The sequence below is a fragment of the Methylobacterium sp. 1030 genome, from assembly GCF_040544715.1.
Classification (GTDB): Bacteria; Pseudomonadota; Alphaproteobacteria; order Rhizobiales; family Beijerinckiaceae; genus Methylobacterium.
The window spans coordinates 43,330-60,211 of sequence record NZ_JBEPKM010000026.1; the positions used below are offsets into that span (position 1 = coordinate 43,330).

Sequence of the window (16,882 nt, forward strand, 5' to 3'; positions counted from 1 at the left end):
CCCGTTCCGTGACGATGGACCGTCGGCGATGGACGAAAGGGCGGTCCCGGCCGCAGTGCGTTCGTTCGACGCATGGTCTTGGGAACCCAGGTTTAATTCGGCACGGCCGCACATCGCGGCCGTCCGTGTGCAGGCGGTACCGGTACGTCGACCGGCTGCCTTTTCCCGCCTCGTCGAGGCTGGCTCGCCTCACCGCCATCTGCCAAGAAGACTCCCCCGGGTGAGAAGGGCCCCTGCGACCGCCTCCATGAATGCTTCGACACCGCAGCGGGATGTCACCGACCCCGGGCGCCTCGCGGCGCTGGACGCGCTCGACATCCTGGATACGCCTGCCGAGCAGGGGTTCGAGGACGCTGTCCGTCTCGCCTCGCGCCTCTGCGCCGTCCCCGTCGCCCTGGTCAGCCTCGTCGGGGCGGACCGCCAGTGGTTCAAGGCCCGGCGGAATTTCCCGCCGTGCGAGACGGACCTGGAACGCTCCGTGTGCCGGTTCGCGCTGGGCGAGCACGACCTCCTGGTGATCCCGGACCTCACCCTCGACCCGCGCACCGCCGCGAACGCCCTCGTGACCGGAGAGCCTGGCATACGCTTCTACGCGGGGGCGCCCCTGAGGCTGTCGAACGGTCACGTCGTCGGTTCGCTGTGTGTCATCGACACGTTGCCGCGGCCGGAGGGGCTCACGGTCGAGCAGGCCGAGGATCTGCGTGCCCTGGGAAGGCAGGTCGTGGGACTGCTGGAGGCCCGGCGCGCGGCCACCGAAGCCGAGGCGGGGACGGTGCGCGAGCGGGCCGCGCAGGTCTCGGCGCTGGCTCATGCCGAGGAGAGTGAGGCACAGAACGTGGCGTTACGTGCCAGCGACGAACGCGGGCGCCTCGCGCAGGAAGCCGGGGGCGTCGGCTTGTTCGAAGTGGACGTCGTGACCGGCACGATGCAGGTCACCCCCGAGTTCTGTCGGCTCTTCGGCGTCCCGGTCGCCCCGTCCTATCCGGCCTCCGCCCTCGAAGCCCTGGTTTTGCCCGAGGACGCCGCCGTGCGTTCCGATGACCGAAGAAGGCGGGAGGGCAGCGCCTCTCTGGACGTCGAGTATCGTATCCGTCGCGCGGACGATGGGGTCGTTAGATGGATCGCCCGCCGCGCCAATTTCAGGCGCGATGACTCGGGGCAGGTCATCGCAATGTCGGGCACCGCGCGCGACGTGACGGAGCGGCGGGCCATGCAGGATGCCTTGCGGGCGGAGGAGGCGCTGGCCCGGGAGAACGCCGACCGGATGCAGTTGGCGCTCGCGGCCGGTGCGATCATCGGAACGTGGGTCTGGGACATCCCCGGCGACCGGTTCACCGTCGACGAGGCCTTCGCACGCTCCTTCGGGCTCGACCCGGCGCTCGGGCGCGAGGGCATCCCGCTGGCGCAGATCGTCGCGACGGTGCACCCCGACGACCAAGAGGGTCTAGCCGCGGCCATCGCCGAGGCCATAGCGCGTGGCGGCGCATACGCCCACGAGTACCGGGTTCGCCGGGCGGACGGACGGTACTACTGGATCGAGGCGAACGGTCGCGTGGACCGTGCCTCGGACGGGACGCCGACGCGCTTCCCCGGAGTCCTGCTCGACATCGAGGAGCGGCATGCCGCTCAGGAGGCACAGCGCGCGAGCGAGGCGCGCTGGCGGGCCCTGGCCGAGCTCGGCGACCGGCTGCGCGACCTCGCCGACGTGCCGTCGCTCGTCCAGGCCGCCGCGGAGGTCCTCGCGCGGATCACGGGCGCGACGCGGGCCGGCTACGGCGTCGTGGATGCCGTGCGCGAGACCGTCGAGGTGCTCACCGACTGGTGCGCGCCCGGCCACGTCTCAGTCGCCGGCTTGCATCACTTCCGCTCGTACGGTTCGTACATCGAGGACCTGCGGCGCGGCGAGGTCGTCACCGTGGCGGACGTCTCGGTCGACCCGCGGACCCGGGATGAGGCGGAGGCGCTGCTGGCCATCGGCGTCCGGGTGCTCCTCAACGTACCCATCGTGGAGCGGGGCCGCCTCGTCGGCATCGGGTTCGTCAACTACGCCGCGCCTCACGAGTTCTCCGAGGACGACCTCACGTTTGTGCGGGCGGTTGTCGACAGGGTCCAGACCGCGGTGGCGCGGGTCCGCGCCGAGGAGGATCAGCGCCTGCTCAACGAGGAGATCTCGCATCGCCTCAAGAACTCCTTCGCAATGGTGCTGTCCATCGCCGGACAGACCCTGCGCGGCGTCCCGGACCGCGCGCCGGTCGAGGCGTTCGAGCAACGTATCCACGCGTTGTCCTCCGCCCACGACGTGCTGCTGCGCAAGAGCTGGGCGGCGGCGCCGGCGAAGGACGTGGTCAGGGCCGTCCTCGCGGGTGCCGGCCATGGCGACCGCATCGACGTCTCCGGCCCGGAGATCGACATCGGCCCCCGCGCGACCCTTTCCCTGTCGTTGCTGTTGCACGAGCTCGCGACGAACGCCGCCAAGTACGGCGCCCTGTCGGTGCCGGAGGGGCGGGTGGCCGTCGCCTGGCGCCTCGACGGCGAGGGAGAGGACCGGGAGGTCGAGTTCGACTGGTCGGAGCGCGGCGGTCCCCCGGTCGTCCCGCCCGCCCCGGGCGGCCGCAAGGGCTTCGGCTCACGCCTGATCGGCATCGGGCTCGCCGGTTCGGGCGGGGTCGACCTCCGGTACCCGCCCTCCGGTTTCCAGGCGACGATGCGCGCGCCGCTGGCACACCTGCAGAATTCCTGAGGAACCGATGGATCATCCCTTGCCGCCGGCCCGACCGGTGGTCCTCGTAGTCGAAGACGAGCCGCTGCAGCGCATGGACGCCGTCGACCTCGTCGAGGGGCTGGGTTTCGAGGCCGTCGAGGCAACGAGCGCAGCCGACGCTGTCCTCATCCTGACGAACCGTCCCGACATCCGCGTGGTCCTCACCGACATCGACATGCCGAACGGGTACGACGGGATGAAGCTGGCTGCGACCATCCGCGACCGCTGGCCGCCCATCGAGATCATCATCGTCTCGGGCCGCCGCATGCCGCGGCCCGAGGAGATGCCGAAGCGCGGCGTGTTCTTCGCCAAACCGTACAAGCGCCGGGAGGTCGAGGCGACGTTGCGACGTCTGACGCCCTGACGAAGCCTCGACCGCCCGACGCGTCCATCGTTTCCTCGACCGAAAGGGGACGCGGCGACGGATCACCGGGCGGAGGCCACCCGGGACGAGGTCGTTCCGGCCACGGGATGTCGACGGCGAGTCGGTGCAGGCCGAAGAGGGCCGCGGCCGTCAGCTCGCCCTCGTCGGCGACTTCAACGTCGCCCATACCGAGACGGACCTGGCCAATCCCCGCGCCAACCGCTGCAACGCCGGCTTCCTACCCGAGGAACGGGCCTGGGTTGATCGCCTGCTCGCATCCGGTTTCGTCAATGCCTTCGGGCAGTTCGAGCCCGCCGGCGGCCACTACACGTGGTATAGCATGCGCCCGACGGTCAGGGAGCGGAAAGTCGGGTGGCGGCTGGACTACGCCTTCGTCGACCCGACGCGGCAAGGTAGCCTCGCCGCCTGCCGGCACCTGACCGAACGGACGGGGTCGGACCACTGCCCGGTCGAGGTCGAGTTCAAGACTTCGTCAAAGGAGGCGGCGCCCTGAACGGCGTCACGCATCTTCTCGACCGTAGCCCCAATCGTCATTGCGGTCGTTTGTGAGAGCATCGGTCCGCCACGGCACGCGTTGACACGTCCTCCCGCCCGTAGGGCGGACGGATGGACGATGCCATGCAATCCGACACGCCACGCCCCGGGGACGAACCGTTGCTGCCCATCGGCGACCCACCTCCTGATCCCACGCCCCCCGAGGGCGACCCACCCAGTGATCCGCCGGCTCGCCAACCGCCCTGGCCCATCAACGCGGACGCCGAATAGGGTCTCGACACCGATCCTCGCTCACCTTGCGGACCGGGATGAGCGAGGATTGCACTTCTGCCGCTTCACCGGCCCGGCCGAGATCTCCGACGCTTAAGGCGGCTGACCTTGTTCAGGACCCGGGAGATCTGCTCGGCCGAATAGGGCTTGTGGAGGAGCTCGAAGCCGTGGGTGCCTTCCTCGGCTAGGACGTGGCTGTACCCCGAGGCCAGCACCACGGGCAGGTCGGGCAGGCGGCGGCGCAGCTCCTCGGCCAACGCGACGCCTCCCATGCCCGGCATGACCACGTCCGAAAAGACAGCGTCGAACCCGGCGCCGTCGGCGCCGAGCCGGTCCAGGGCCTCCTCTGCGTTCATGGCCAGCGCCGTCTCGTAGCCCAGGTCCTCCAGGATCTGCGTGGCGAAGCGCCCGACCTCGACGTTGTCCTCGACCACAAGCACGCGCCGTCCCTCGCCCCATGCGAGCTCTCCGGCATCCTCAGGCACCGGTTCGTCTACGGGGATCACCTGCGGTAGGTAGAGGGTGAAGGTCGTGCCCCTTCCGACCGTGCTGTCCACGTCGACGTCACCGCCGGACTGCTTCGCGAAACCGATGACTTGGGAAAGGCCTAGGCCCGTACCCTTGCCGACCTCTTTCGTGGTGAAGAACGGTTCGAAGATCCGCGCGAGGGTATCAGGCTCGATGCCGGTGCCGGTGTCGGCGACGCTGACCGCCGCGAACGGGTTTCGGGACGGGCCGTGGCCGCGGATGGCCGGCATCGCCTGGTCGCAGGCGAGGCGCAGGGTGAGCGTGCCTTCACCCTCCATCGCGTCGCGGGCGTTGATGGCCATGTTGACAAGCGCCGTCTCGAACTGGCTGGCGTCAGCGCAGATGAAGCAGGGGTGATCCGGCACCTCGGCGATGACGCTTATGCGGGCGCCGGTGACGGTGTCGACCATCTCGGCCACGGCCTGGAGCCGTGCGCCGACATCGAAGGTCTCGGGCTTGAGCGCCTGCCGCCGGGCGAAGGCGAGGAGCTGTCCGGTGAGTTTCGCCGCCCGATCCACGGTGTCGGACACCGCGTCCATGTACCGGGCTCGCCGTTCCTCCGGCAGGTCCGGTCGGCGCAGGAAATCGACCGACGAGCGGATGATGGTCAGCAAGTTGTTGAAGTCGTGGGCCACGCCTCCGGTGAGCTGCCCGACCGCCTCCATCTTCTGCGACTGCCGCAGCGCCTCCTCGGCCTGGGCGAGGCTGATCGCATGGGCCCGCTTGTCGGTCACGTCGCGGGCGACGCAGTACAGGCGCCCGTCCGCCGGCACCGCCGTCCAGGACAGCGTCCGGTAGCTGTCGTCACGGGCGCGGAAGCGGTTCTCGAAGGCCAGCGTGGTCGCTCCTCCGGCAAGCCGCCGAACCTCGGCGCGGGTTTTCTCTCGGTCGTCGGGATGCTCCAGCCATTCCGAGGTGCGCCCAACGACGTCCCGCGCCTGCCAACCCAGGATCTGGGACCAGGCCGGATTGACTGCCAGCCAGATGCCGTCGGCATCGGCGACGCCGAGCATATCGTGACTGACCTGCCAGATCCGGTCGCGCTCGGCCGTGCGGGCGGCGACTTCCCGCTCCAGGTCGTCGTTGACCCGGCGTAGGGCGTCCGCCGCCTCGCGCCGCACGCGGGCAAGCTGTAGGTTTGCGCCGACGCGCGCGATCAGTTCCCGGGCCGAGAATGGCTTCGTCAGGTAATCGTCGGCACCCGCATCGAGCCCCTCGACTTTAGCCTCGTCGCCGGCTCTCGCCGAGAGCATGATGACGGGCAGATCGCTCATGGCCGGGTCGGCCCGCACGGCAGCGAGCAGGCCGAAGCCGTCGAGGCGGGGCATCATCACGTCGGTGAGCAAGAGGTCGGGCCGACGCGCACGGGCGGCGACGAGCGCCATCTGACCGTCCGGCACGGCCTCGACGTCGTATCCCTGGGCCTTGAGCAGGCGGGCGACGTGCTCGCGCATATCGGCGTTGTCGTCGGCCAGCAGGACATGGCCCGTGGACGAGACACCATGGCTGACCGGCTCGACGTCGAGGATCAGGTCCTCCGCCCCGGCGCCGCCGTCGATCCAACGCTTGGCCTCGGCCACGAATGCCTCGACCCGTGCCGCGGTCAGGCTTGGCGTGAAGCCTTCCACTGCCGTGCCGACGCCGTCCTGCGCGAGGGGGAGCGAAACCCGGAACGTGCTGCCCCGGCCCGGCTCGCTCTCGACGTGGATGGAGCCGTTGTGGAGGCGGACCATCTCCTGCACCAGGGCTAGGCCGATGCCCGTCCCCTCGAATGTGCGCCCCTGGGCCCCCTCGACCCGGTGAAACCGGTCGAACAGGCGCGGAAGCTCCTCGGCGGGGATGCCCGTGCCGGTGTCGGCGACGGTGAGCACGGCGCACTCGCCTTCCCGCTCGATTCGCACGGTGATCCTTCCTTCGAGCGTGAACTTGAAGGCGTTGGAAAGGAGATTGAGCACCACCTTCTCCCACATCTCCGGATCGAGCGGCACGAGCGCGTCGAGGTGTGGGCAGTCGACGGTCAGCGTCAGGCCCGCCTGCTCGCACAGCGAGCGGAAGTTGCCGGCGAGTTCGGCAGTGAACCGAGGCAGGTCGGTGAGCCGGAAGGCGGCCCGGGCTCGGCCGGCCTCGACCCTGGAGAAGTCGAGCAGACCGTTGACGAGGCGCAGCAGCCTGAGGCCATTGCGGTGGGCGACGGTAGCCAGCGCCCTGTTGTCGGGCAGCACACCGGCCGGCGGCTTGGCGAGGATCTCCTCCAGCGGGCTGAGCATCAGCGTCAGCGGCGTGCGGAACTCGTGGCTGACGTTGGAGAAGAAGGCTGTCTTGGCCCGGTCGATCTCGGCCAGGCGCTCCGCGCGGGCCCGCTCCTCCTGGTAGGCGAGCGCGTTGGTGACGGCTGCGCTGAGGTTGGAGGCGACTTGCTCGCAGAAGACCTGGTAGCGCTCGTCGAACCGCAGGCGCGGGCTGATGCCGATGACCGCGATCCCGCTGGTGCGGCCGCCCGTTCCGGACGTGACGGGCATGACCCGCGCCTGGGTGACCGGCTCCGGCCATGGCCCGCCCGGCAGGCCGGGCATCCGCGAGTCGAGCCCTTCCAGCAGCAGAGGCGTCCCGGTGGCGGCCACTTTGCGCAAGGACCAGGGGTCGCCGTCCGCCTCGCTCGCCGGGGCTAGGTGGGTCATCGCGTCCGGCATGCCGACCTGGCCCGTCAGTATCAGGCCCTCGCCGTCGGCATCGAAGGTGTAGAGCAGCGCGAAGGGCACATCGTGCGGGTCGCCTGCGAGCACCTCGGCGGCGACGGCGTAGGCGTCCGCGGTCGTTTTCGCCTCGATGGACCGGGCGGCTAGGTCGCGCAGGAGACGCGTGCGGCGGTCGGCGACGACCCGGAGTGTCGTCTCGGCCACCGCCGTGAAGATGCCCTCGACGCGGCCCTGCTCGCCGCGGATCGGGCTGTACGAGTAGTAGAAGTAGCACTCCTCGACGTAGCCGAAGCGGTTCAGAGGCAGGAGCTGGTCGTCGGACCACGTCGCCTCGCCCGTTTCGAAGACCGTGTCGAACATCGGGCCGATGATGTCCCAGATCTCGGCCCAGACCTCGGTGCCGGCGCGGCCGAACGACCAGGGATGCTTGTCGCCGACGACCGGCCGCCATGCGTCGTTATAGATCAACGCCCGCTCGGGCCCGTAGTACAGCACGACTGGGAAACGGGTGGTCAGGCAGATGCTGACGGCCGAACGCAGGGACTGGGACCAGCCGGAGACCGGACCGAACGAGGTCTGCGACCAGTCCATGGACCGCATGAGCGCGCCCATCTCGCCGCCGCCCGCCATGAAGCCGGTGTCGACATGTGCCTCGGCCGCGTCAAACGGGATGCCGGCCTGCCGCAGCAGCTCCCAAGCCGGGCGTTCTCAACCAGGATTTTCTGATCGGCGCCTTCCGCGCGCACGAAGGGAAGCACGTTATCGGACACGGATCCCGGTCAAATCCATTGGTCGGCAAGGAAGCCGATATTGGTCAGTTGATGAACTAAACCAAGGCCGAGCCCGGGGCATCGGCCTTCATATGCCGGCGTACCAAGCGTAGCCCTGATCCTCCCAGTAGCCGCCCTTGCCCTCGCCGATGTCGGCGAAGCTCTCCAGCACCTCGATGCGCATCACGTACTTGGCCTGCTTGTAGCCGAGGTTGCGTTCGAGACGCAGCCGCAAGGGGGCGCCGTTCGCCACGGGCAGGGCTTTTCCGTTCAGCTCGTAGGCGAGGATAGTCTGGGGATGGAAGGCGTCCACGAGGTCGATGCTCTCGTAGTAGCGAACGGGCGCGTCGTCGCCGGTGGAGGTTCCCTCGGCGGCTTGCTGGCCCCCGGAATCACGCTTGTCCTCCCCCTCGCCCGATTGCTTCGTCATCGCAGGGTTGGCGTTGCCGCCGGACGAGACGTCCTCCGTCCCGTCCCCTTCGGCGCCCTCGTCCTCGCCCTGGTCCATCGTGTCGGCGCAGCGGAACACGACGTAGCGCGCCTGCGGTTTGAGCCGTGCCCGGTCCAGGATCTCGGACAGGGGCACGCCGGTCCACTTGCCGATGCAGCTCCACCCCTCGACGCAGTCATGCCGGGTGATCTGCGTCCGGGAAGGAAGCTTGCGCAGCTCGGCCAGGGAGAGCTTCAGCGGGGTCTCGACGAGGCCGCCCACCTCCAGCCGGTAGTCCGCGAACTTGCGCCGCTCCAGCGCCTTGTAGGCCTTGTCGGGCGGGTCCTCGGTGCCGTTCGGCTTGAACCATGGCGAGATGTCCGCCTCGGCGTACTCGGGCGCGAGCGTCCGCTTAGTGAGGAGCAGCCGTTGCACGAACTGGTTGGCGTCCTCGCCGGTCTTGAGCGTGCGCCGGAACCAGTCGGCCTCGCCGAGACGGTCGCAGCCCCCAAGCATCGCGGTACCGGCCGCTGCGGTGGCGCCGAGCAGGAGGGAGCGTCGGCTGGGAGGCTGGATCATGCGCGGTGCTCCCGGACATCATCCCCCGCCGCGGGCTCGATCCGGCGCTCGATCACAAACCAGCCGGTGAGCATGCCGCGCATGTTGTTCCAGAAGCCCGACAGTACGACGAGGGCGACGTGGACGACGACGAACAGGACCAGCAGGGCCGCGACGACAAAGTGGACGGTCCGCGCCGACTGCCGCCCGTCGAACAGCGTCAAGAGGAACGGGAACGCCGCGTCCATCGCGGGCGACATCGCCAGGCCGGCCAACACCTGCACCGGCAGCAGCACGAACAGGACGACGGCGTAGGTGAGCTTCTGGATGACGTTGTAGCGCTTGGCCTCGTCCCCTTTAGGGAAGCGCAGCGTCAGGTGCTCCCGAACCGAGGCGGGGAAATGCCGGACCTGGTCGCGCTGCGGGACGACGCGGAAGCGCAACTGCCCACTGAACAGGCCGTAGAGCAGGTAAAGGGCGCCGTTCAGGACGAAGGCCCAGGCGAAGAAGAAGTGCCAACTGCGGCCGCCGGTGAGGTCCTGGTCGCTCGGCAGCGTCAGCCACGACGGGAAGCCGCGGTCGGCCGCCTCGCCGTCCGCACCGGTCGATGAGCCGAGATAACCGGTGGTGTCGAACGTGCGGCCCAGGACCGTCGTCACGCCCTTGGGCGGGTCGTCATCGGTCTGGGACATCGCCAGCAGCGGCGTGTCGAAGGTCGAGACCTTGCCCCAATACAGGGCCGGGTGGGCGTTGAAGATCTGCAGGCCGCTCGTCAGCAGAACGAGGAGGCAGAGGGCGTTGACCCAGTGGGTGATCCGGATGACGGCGGGGTGCCGGAACATCCAGCGCCGATGCTCGACCTCGCCGGTGTCAGGGGCGGAGCGCGTCAGGTAGGTCCGTGGCACGTGGGCGACGTATCCTGGTGAACCGCGGGGCGCGGCGACCGGCCCGAAGGTCAAGCCGCCGCGTTCGGGATGGCCGCTTACATGCGGTTCATCATCATCTTCCGCTTCATCATCCGGCGCTTCATCATCTTCTTATGCATCATGCGCTTCTTCATCATCATGCGCTCGCTGTGCGTCATGCGGACCTGGGTGACGCCGGCGGGGGCCGCCTGAAGGCCGTTCGGGCCCATCGGGGCGGCCGAGGCGGCACCGGTGCCGAGCGCGAGGCCGCCGAGGACCGAGGCGGCGAGGGCGAGGGCGGTGATCTTCATTCGATGTCTCCTGTACGGGGAAGGAATCCCCTGTCGCACAGGGAGGCAAGGCGATGCACCCGCCGTAAGTTCCTGATTTTCTGAATAAATTGCCTGCGGACGATGGCCGTCAGGCACGGTTTTGGGGGCGCCGAAGCGAAGCCTCGCGCCGCGCCCTGGCCGGGCGTATGCCCGTCCGTACGAAGGCTTGTCCTGAAAGGTTTCAGGTTGGGCCGGGAAAGGCGTCCCTGCCGTCATGCCGACGGTGGCATGACGGTGGGATCAGGTCCCGACCCGCCATGCGCGGCGTCATGCCAGTTCGATGGGGGCCAGGACGCGCCAATCGGCGCGGATGCGACGTCCCGCCTCGATCCGCACCGTGAACCCCCGTCCATCGAAGAACTCCAGGAGCGGCATGGTCAGGTTGCGGCCGATGCCGGCCGTCTCGCGAAACCGCCCGACCGTCAGCAGGCCCTCGGGATGCTCCCGCGCCACCGCGTCCGCGATGCGCGCCAGTTCGGCGACTGCCTCCGGCAGCGCGTAGTAGCTATTCGAGACACGCACGAGCCAGCCGAGGCGGCCGACCTTATCGAGGAGGCGGCGGAGTTCGTCGGGCTGGCGGCCCAGGCGCTCGGCGAGCACGGTGAGGCGGGGCTGGTCCAAGCCCGCCTCCTCCAGCACGGCGCGAACGGTATCGTAGACGACGGCGTCGGCCGGACGCAGGCGCGCCACGTGGCCGGGCAGGTGTAGGAGCGCGCCGCGTCGTAGGACCCGTTCCGTCCGGACGAGGCCGTCGAGGGCGGCCGGGAGGGCCGGACGGTCCCCGGCCTCCACCGTCGATGCGATCTCGTCGTGAGCGAGTCCGGGGTTGTCGGGCTGCGCCATGTGCGTCCGGGCGAGTTCGGACACCACGCGCGCGGCCAGCACGGCGATCCGTGAACCCTGGAACGCGAGCCGCGGGCCATCCTCAGCGACGACCGCACCCTCCTCCGCGACGAGGGCGTCCAGCGTCGCCGCGGGCAAATTGCGCAGGCGGGCGAGGCGGGCGAGGTCGACCCCGGGTCCGGAGGTAGCGAGGAGGCCTCGGAGGGCGCGGCCGTCATCCACGGTGTCGAGCGCCGCGACGACCGCCCGGCGTTCCGGCGTCCAGGGGCCCCGGCGCGGTCCGTCCACGTCGAGCACCCGACCGCCCCCGAGCGTACGCACGGCCGAGACGTCGCGCAGGACGAAGCGGTCCCCGGCCAGGGCGCCGATCTCGCGGTCGAGCGTGATCACCGCCCGGGCGGTCGCGCCCGGTTCGACCGAGCCAGCCCCAGGGAGCAACAACCGTCCCGTCACCGCGGCCGCCCCGAGATGGAGATGCATCGGGGTACGGTGGCGCAGGGGCCGCCCCTCGTGCGGCAGCACGCGCACGGAGACGTCGAGGCGGGTCGCCGGGTTGTGCAGGTTCGGCGCCAGGACCCATGTGCCCCGACCCACGTCGTCGAGGGACAGCCGGGGACCGACCAGGTTCAGGGCGCAGCGCTCCCCGGCGCGCGCGGTCTCGGCCACCGCGTCGTGGACGCGCACGCCGCGCACCCGGACCTCGCGCGCGCCGGGCGAGACGAGCAGCCGGTCGCCCACGCGGACCGTGCCGGCATGCACCGCGCCGGTCACGACCAAGCCAGCACCGGGCACGGTGAAGTGCCGGTCGACGGCGAGCCGGAAGCCACGGTCAGCACCGGTCGGGACGCGGGAGCCTGCCGTGGCCTCCAGCAGGCGGGCGAGGTCGTCGATGCCTGACCCCGTCAGCGCCGAACAGGCGACGACCGGCGCTCCCGCGAGGCCGGTACCTGCGAGGAGGGCATGTATCTCCGCGGTCACCGCGGCGATGCGCTCCGGGTCGGCGCGGTCGGCCTTCGTCACGGCGACGATGCCGCGGTCGAGGCCGAGAAGGTCGAGGATGACGGCGTGCTCGCGGGTCTGCGGCATCACCCCGTCGTCGGCCGCGACCACCAGCAGCGCGCAGGACACACCGGTGGCGCCCGCCACCATGGTTCGTACCAGGCGTTCGTGCCCCGGCACGTCGACGAAGCCGAGCGGGACCCGCAGGCGACCGTCCCGCGGCGCGTAGGCGAAGCCGAGATCGAGGGTGATGCCCCGGGCCTTCTCCTCGGGCAGCCGGTCGGCGTCGATGCCGGTGAGCGCCTTCACCAACGCGGTCTTGCCGTGGTCGATGTGGCCGGCGGTGGCGACGATCATGCGGCCTTCTCGTCCGCGGAAGGTGGCGGCGCGGGAGCCCCCCGCGCCGCCTTCCGCCTCAACCCTTGATTCGGGTTTCGGCGAGTTCGGACATGCAGGTGTCGTAGGGCGTGAACGCCACCCGGTCCGACACCGCGAACAGGGTGAAGGGCGAGTACAGGAACAAGGCCTTGGCCTCGTCTTGCAGGTACCGCTCCACCTCGCGCACCACCTCCTCCGTCCCGGTCTCCGGCGTATGCAGGAGCTTGTCGTAGAGGGCGTCGAACCTCGGGTCCTCCGGACCCTGGCGCAGGGTCGCGTCCTTCCCGAAGAACTCACGGTGCACGCAGGCCACCGGATATTGCGGCGTCCAGTCGAAATACCATTCGAGCTTGACGTCGAACTCCTCCGGCAGGTCGCCCCGGTCGCTGACGAAGCGGCAGCCCAGGCCGACCTTGGCGAGGCACTGGCCGATGGCCTCCACCACGCCCTTCCAGGCGGGCGAGGCCACGAAGACCAACTCCCGCCCCCCGAGGCCCAGGCCGTCGAGCGTGCGCTTGGCACTCTCGGGGTCGTGTAGCATCGGCTTCATGTCCGGGTCCGCGCCGTAGCGGCCGGGCTGGATGAAGGCCGGGATCACCGTGCCGTAGCCATGCGCTCCGTGCTCCAGCACGAAGGCCTGGTCGATGGCGAGGTTGAGCGCCCGGCGGGCCTCCGGTTCGCGCCAGGGCGAGTCCGGACGGTTCTCATTGAAGACGCCCGTCAGGATCGTCTTCGCCTTCTTCGTCTGGATTTTGCCGTGCTCGCTTGCCGGGAAGGCGTGCGCCTCGTCCGGCGTCAGGTCGAACACCACGTCGACCCGGCCGTCACCGGACGCCACCGACTTGATGCCCTCGGCCTTGCCGATCACGTTGTCGTAGACGATCCGGACCGTCGGCCTGCGGGCCGGGTTCCAGTACGTTGGGTTGGGCTCCATGACCACGCGGTCGGAGCGGCTATCGATGAGCGAGACGCCCTCGGTGAGCACGAACGGGCCAGTCCCCCACGGACCAGGCGCGTCGATGACTCACCAATGACCTTCTGCCGAACCCGTCTTCGGGTCGACGAAGCCCCACTCGTTCCAGAACCGCGTAGACGGTAGGTGCATGCCGCGCAGCTTCATCAGCGCCGCGGAGTCCCCGCCGGGGAAGCGCATGCGGATGGTGCGCTCGTCCACCGCCTCGCAGGTCACGTCCCGGGCGAAGTTCAGGAAGGCGCCCGGCGGGTGCGGGTTGGTCCATTCCTGGACCTTGTCGAAGCCGAGCTTGAACATCGCCGCGTTGAAGGGCTCGCCGTCCTGGTAGACCGCGTCCCGCATCGTGAGTTCGAGGGTCTCCTTGTCGAGCCAACGCCAGCTCTCGGCGAGGCTCGGCTGGCCGAGGCCGTCGTGGTCGACGCGGTTGGCCTCCTCCATCGTGTTCCAGGTGATGGAAAGCCAATTCACCGGCGACGGGTCGACCACCGTCACCGTGTTGTGGGGTCCCCAGGGCTGGCCGCCCCCTGGATCCCCGGTCGCTTGCGCGTCCATGTTTCCTCCTGTGTTCAACCCGCATGGCGTGCGGGCATCGTCCGGCCCATCGCGAGCCGACAAGTTGGAGGGCGCCGGCAATGACGCATGGCCCTCGATAGATCCGCCCGGGTCGCCGGCCATCCCGACGTCGAACCCACGCAGGAAAAGTTCGCCTCCGCAGAGCATCGCCGCCTGCGCGCGGTGCATCCTCAGTCCGGGTCGTCGTCCCGGGCCATGCCCGTCGCGGCGACGCGGTCGGCGAGTTCCTTCAACTCCTGGCGCAGGTCGGCGAGGTCGCGGTCGCCTAGCCCGGTGCGGCAGACTACGGCCTGCTGAGCCTCCGAGACCCTGACCTCCAACGACCGGCCCGTCTCCGTCAGGGCGACGAGGACGACGCGCCGGTCATCGGCACGGGCGCGAGTGACGAAACCCGCAGCCTCCAGCCGGTCGACCAGGGGCGTGATCGCGCTGGACGTGAGTTGCAGCCGGTTGGCCAGGTCATGCACCGCCGTCACGCCATCCTGCCAGAGCGCCAGCATGACGAGGTACTGCGGGTAGGTCAGCCCGAGCTCGCCCAGCAGCGGCCGGTAGGCGCGCACGACCGAGTTCGTCGCGGCGTAAAGGGCGAAGCAAAGTTGGTCGTCAAGCCTGAGCCCAGGCTGCTTAGTCGATGTCGCCATTGAGCGGCGCTCCGTTCAGACCTGAATCATTCACGCGTGAACGATGCTGTCAACCCGTCGGTTTCCCTGGCCGCACCCGAGAACGACACCGGCGCGCAGATCGCCCGAATGCGCGGCGATTGGGTCGGCAGGACCGGAAATGGTGAAATCTTGGCACGAGAGAGCAGGGAGGAGGATTAAAGGCCAGCCTGAGACGTTTATCTTGCCCCCAAATAGATACGGCAATGTCGTTGCCGTCTTCCAGTCGGGTCCACTTAGTCTAGCCGGCATCAGAAAATGACTTGAAGCAGCTTTAGTTCGGGATGTGACTTGGATGGTACATCGGCGCGCCGCGTTATCGTCTAACTTGCGGCGCGATTGGTGTCACGAACAAGAGATTGCTGTGATTAAAAACCTGCTTGGCATTCTGGTTGCGAGCACTGCTCTGACCGGCGCCGCCTCGGCCGCCGACCTGCCGCGCCGCGCCGCCCCGCCGCCGGTGTTCACCCCCGTCCCGGTCTTCACCTGGACAGGCGCCTACTTCGGTATCAACGCCGGCTACGCCTACACCGAGTCGGACACGATCCGGACCGTCGGCATCGGCGCCCTTCAGAGCAACGTGAACAACCTGCTGCGCAGCCCGGCCGTCCGCCTGCCGCAGGACGGGTTCTCTGCCGGTGGTCAGGTCGGGTACAATTACCAGTTCACCCCCGGCTCCGGCATCGTCGTCGGTATCGAGGCTGACGCCCAGTACATGGATCTGCAGCGCACCGGCGTGCAGTCGATCTTCCGCCCGGCCTTCAACCCGAACGTCCTGACCAACACGTACCGGACGGACCTGAGCTTCCTCGGCACCGTCCGCGGCCGGGTCGGCTACGCCTTCGACCGCGTGTTCGTTTACGGCACCGGCGGCTTCGCCTACGGCGACGTGACCCAGCGCGTCGGCTTCCAGACCGCCGCGCCGCTGACCTATTTCGGCAGCCGCTCGCGGATCGATACCGGCTACTCCTACGGCGGCGGCATCGAGTACGCGTTGCCCACCGACTCGTTCCTGAACTTCTTCCGGTCGAACGCGGTGACGATCAAGGCCGAGTACCTGCGCTACGACCTCGGCAGCCACAACCTGCTGGTCGGCTCCGTCGGCGGCCCGGGTGTCGGCTACATCTCCCGCTTCCGGACCGAGGGCGCCATCGCCCGCGCCGGCCTGAACTTCAAGTTCGGATCCTACTGAGATCCGGCCGAGCTGCTCCCGGCGCTGTGCCGGGAGATGCGACGGTGGGCGAGGGGTAGTTGGTCCTCCTCGTCGCCTTCCGCCGCATGAGAGCAGCCCTCCGGCTGACCTTCGTATCCCCAGCCCGATCAAACTGGCCGCGAGGTCGGCTACACCCTGGGAGCCCCCCGCTCCTAGGGTGCTTTTTGGTACGACCACTTCCTAGTCGGGGCCGCATATGCCGAACGAGTGCTCGGGAGCGGTTCGCGAAGGGCTATGGCCGACCAGTCGCTGGTGGCCTGCTCCAGTTGATCCCAGAGCGTCCGCTTCGTCCGGGCCTGCGCCGGAAAGCGTCTCGGCCGTAATCCACCCTGAACGGCCATCTTGCTTCCGACCCAATCCAGTCGAAAAGCTCGATCCGCCTCGGCCGAGAAAGCAGACACCCCACGCCCAAGTCACAGCCGACCTGCGGCCGCCAAGCTGGCACGGTCAACGATTTCGATTGCGCCCCGACGAAGTTCGATCAGGCCCGCCTCAGCCCATTGCCCCAGGAGACGGCTGACCACCTCACGAACGCTGCCGACGTCGTCCGCGAGCTTCTGATGGGTCACCGCGGCGACACCCCGCGGATCGGCCTCGGCCAGGAGTCGTTGCGCGAGGCGCTGCTTCAGCGGCGCGAATGCGACCTCATCGATCAGCGTGAACAGGCCCGACATCAGCCGCGTGTAGTCGTCCATGACGAAGCTGCGGAACGCGGCGCTCTCGCCCATCAGGTGCTGGAACGTGCCCACCGGCAACGCCGCCAACTCGGTCTTCTCCTCGGCCACGCTCTGCGCCGGGAACGTGCCGCCGGACAGCAGGCACTGCGTGGTCAGGGCACAGGTGCCGCCGGGGCCGACCTTGTAGATCAGCACCTCGCGCCCGCCCTCGGACATCCGGAAGATGCGCGTGCGGCCTTCCAGGCACATCAAGTAGTTGGCGCACTCGCCATCGAGTTCGTAGGCGATGGCGCCGGCGTCCAGGACCGGGAAGTGGACGGTTCCCCGGGCGATCTGCAGGTGCGCCGGGCTGAGCGCTTGAAGCAGCGGAAACCGGTCGATCCAACGTTCGACCTTCTGGGCATCCGTCATGGCGGCGCAGTCCCCCCGGCCATGAC

Annotated in this window: 11 protein-coding genes and 1 pseudogene; 4 read left to right on the top strand and 8 right to left on the bottom strand. The window is 69.2% G+C overall.

The window, feature by feature from the left end:
* Nucleotides 1-28 precede the first annotated feature (28 nt).
* The 3 genes from ABIC30_RS27970 to ABIC30_RS27980 all read left to right on the top strand — a co-directional run bounded on the left by ABIC30_RS27970 (nucleotide 29) and on the right by ABIC30_RS27980 (nucleotide 3,639).
* Nucleotides 29-2,740, top strand: coding sequence for a PAS domain-containing protein (locus ABIC30_RS27970; RefSeq protein WP_354456425.1), 2,712 nt, complete (start codon nucleotides 29-31; stop codon nucleotides 2,738-2,740).
* Between the two features lie 7 nt (nucleotides 2,741-2,747).
* Nucleotides 2,748-3,125 (top strand): response regulator, encoded by a 378-nt coding sequence (locus ABIC30_RS27975; RefSeq protein ID WP_354456426.1) that lies wholly within the window; start codon nucleotides 2,748-2,750, stop codon nucleotides 3,123-3,125.
* A 61-nt stretch (nucleotides 3,126-3,186) separates the two neighbouring features.
* A complete protein-coding gene (locus tag ABIC30_RS27980) occupies nucleotides 3,187-3,639 on the top strand; it encodes an exodeoxyribonuclease III (protein WP_354456457.1) in 453 nt (150 codons plus the stop codon).
* A 337-nt stretch (nucleotides 3,640-3,976) separates the two neighbouring features.
* Here the strand turns inward: ABIC30_RS27980 and ABIC30_RS27985 are convergent, their stop codons facing one another.
* The 7 genes and pseudogenes from ABIC30_RS27985 to ABIC30_RS28015 all read right to left on the bottom strand — a co-directional run bounded on the left by ABIC30_RS27985 (nucleotide 3,977) and on the right by ABIC30_RS28015 (nucleotide 14,537).
* Nucleotides 3,977-7,765, bottom strand: a complete 3,789-nt coding sequence (locus ABIC30_RS27985) for an ATP-binding protein (RefSeq protein WP_354456427.1) — start codon at nucleotides 7,763-7,765, stop codon at nucleotides 3,977-3,979.
* Between the two features lie 228 nt (nucleotides 7,766-7,993).
* Nucleotides 7,994-8,914 carry a molybdopterin-binding protein gene (locus tag ABIC30_RS27990; protein ID WP_354456428.1) on the bottom strand — a complete coding sequence of 307 codons (921 nt, stop codon included), beginning with the start codon at nucleotides 8,912-8,914 and terminating at the stop codon, nucleotides 7,994-7,996.
* Nucleotides 8,911-9,798 carry a cytochrome b/b6 domain-containing protein gene (locus tag ABIC30_RS27995; RefSeq protein WP_354456429.1) on the bottom strand — a complete coding sequence of 296 codons (888 nt, stop codon included), beginning with the start codon at nucleotides 9,796-9,798 and terminating at the stop codon, nucleotides 8,911-8,913. Before ABIC30_RS27995 ends, ABIC30_RS27990 begins: the two co-directional genes overlap by 4 nt.
* Nucleotides 9,799-9,875: 77 nt before the next feature.
* Complete coding sequence (locus ABIC30_RS28000; protein WP_042672433.1) at nucleotides 9,876-10,109, bottom strand: hypothetical protein; 234 nt, start codon at nucleotides 10,107-10,109, stop codon at nucleotides 9,876-9,878.
* A 288-nt stretch (nucleotides 10,110-10,397) separates the two neighbouring features.
* The gene (gene selB / locus ABIC30_RS28005; RefSeq protein ID WP_354456430.1) at nucleotides 10,398-12,329 is read right to left on the bottom strand and encodes a selenocysteine-specific translation elongation factor; all 1,932 of its coding nucleotides are present in this window, start codon (nucleotides 12,327-12,329) and stop codon (nucleotides 10,398-10,400) included.
* 58 nt (nucleotides 12,330-12,387) lie between these two features.
* Nucleotides 12,388-14,064: pseudogene (locus ABIC30_RS28010) on the bottom strand (ABC transporter substrate-binding protein).
* Nucleotides 14,065-14,066: 2 nt separating this feature from the next.
* On the bottom strand, nucleotides 14,067-14,537 hold the full coding sequence (locus ABIC30_RS28015) for a MarR family winged helix-turn-helix transcriptional regulator (RefSeq protein ID WP_354456431.1): 471 nt from the start codon (nucleotides 14,535-14,537) through the stop codon (nucleotides 14,067-14,069).
* A gap of 382 nt (nucleotides 14,538-14,919) precedes the next feature.
* On the opposite strand from ABIC30_RS28015, the gene ABIC30_RS28020 reads away from it, so the two are divergent.
* Nucleotides 14,920-15,747 carry an outer membrane protein gene (locus tag ABIC30_RS28020; RefSeq protein ID WP_234741960.1) on the top strand — a complete coding sequence of 276 codons (828 nt, stop codon included), beginning with the start codon at nucleotides 14,920-14,922 and terminating at the stop codon, nucleotides 15,745-15,747.
* Between the two features lie 434 nt (nucleotides 15,748-16,181).
* Here ABIC30_RS28020 and ABIC30_RS28025 read toward each other — a convergent pair whose 3' ends face one another.
* The gene (locus tag ABIC30_RS28025) at nucleotides 16,182-16,856 is read right to left on the bottom strand and encodes a Crp/Fnr family transcriptional regulator (RefSeq protein WP_132368175.1); all 675 of its coding nucleotides are present in this window, start codon (nucleotides 16,854-16,856) and stop codon (nucleotides 16,182-16,184) included.
* Nucleotides 16,857-16,882 lie beyond the last annotated feature (26 nt).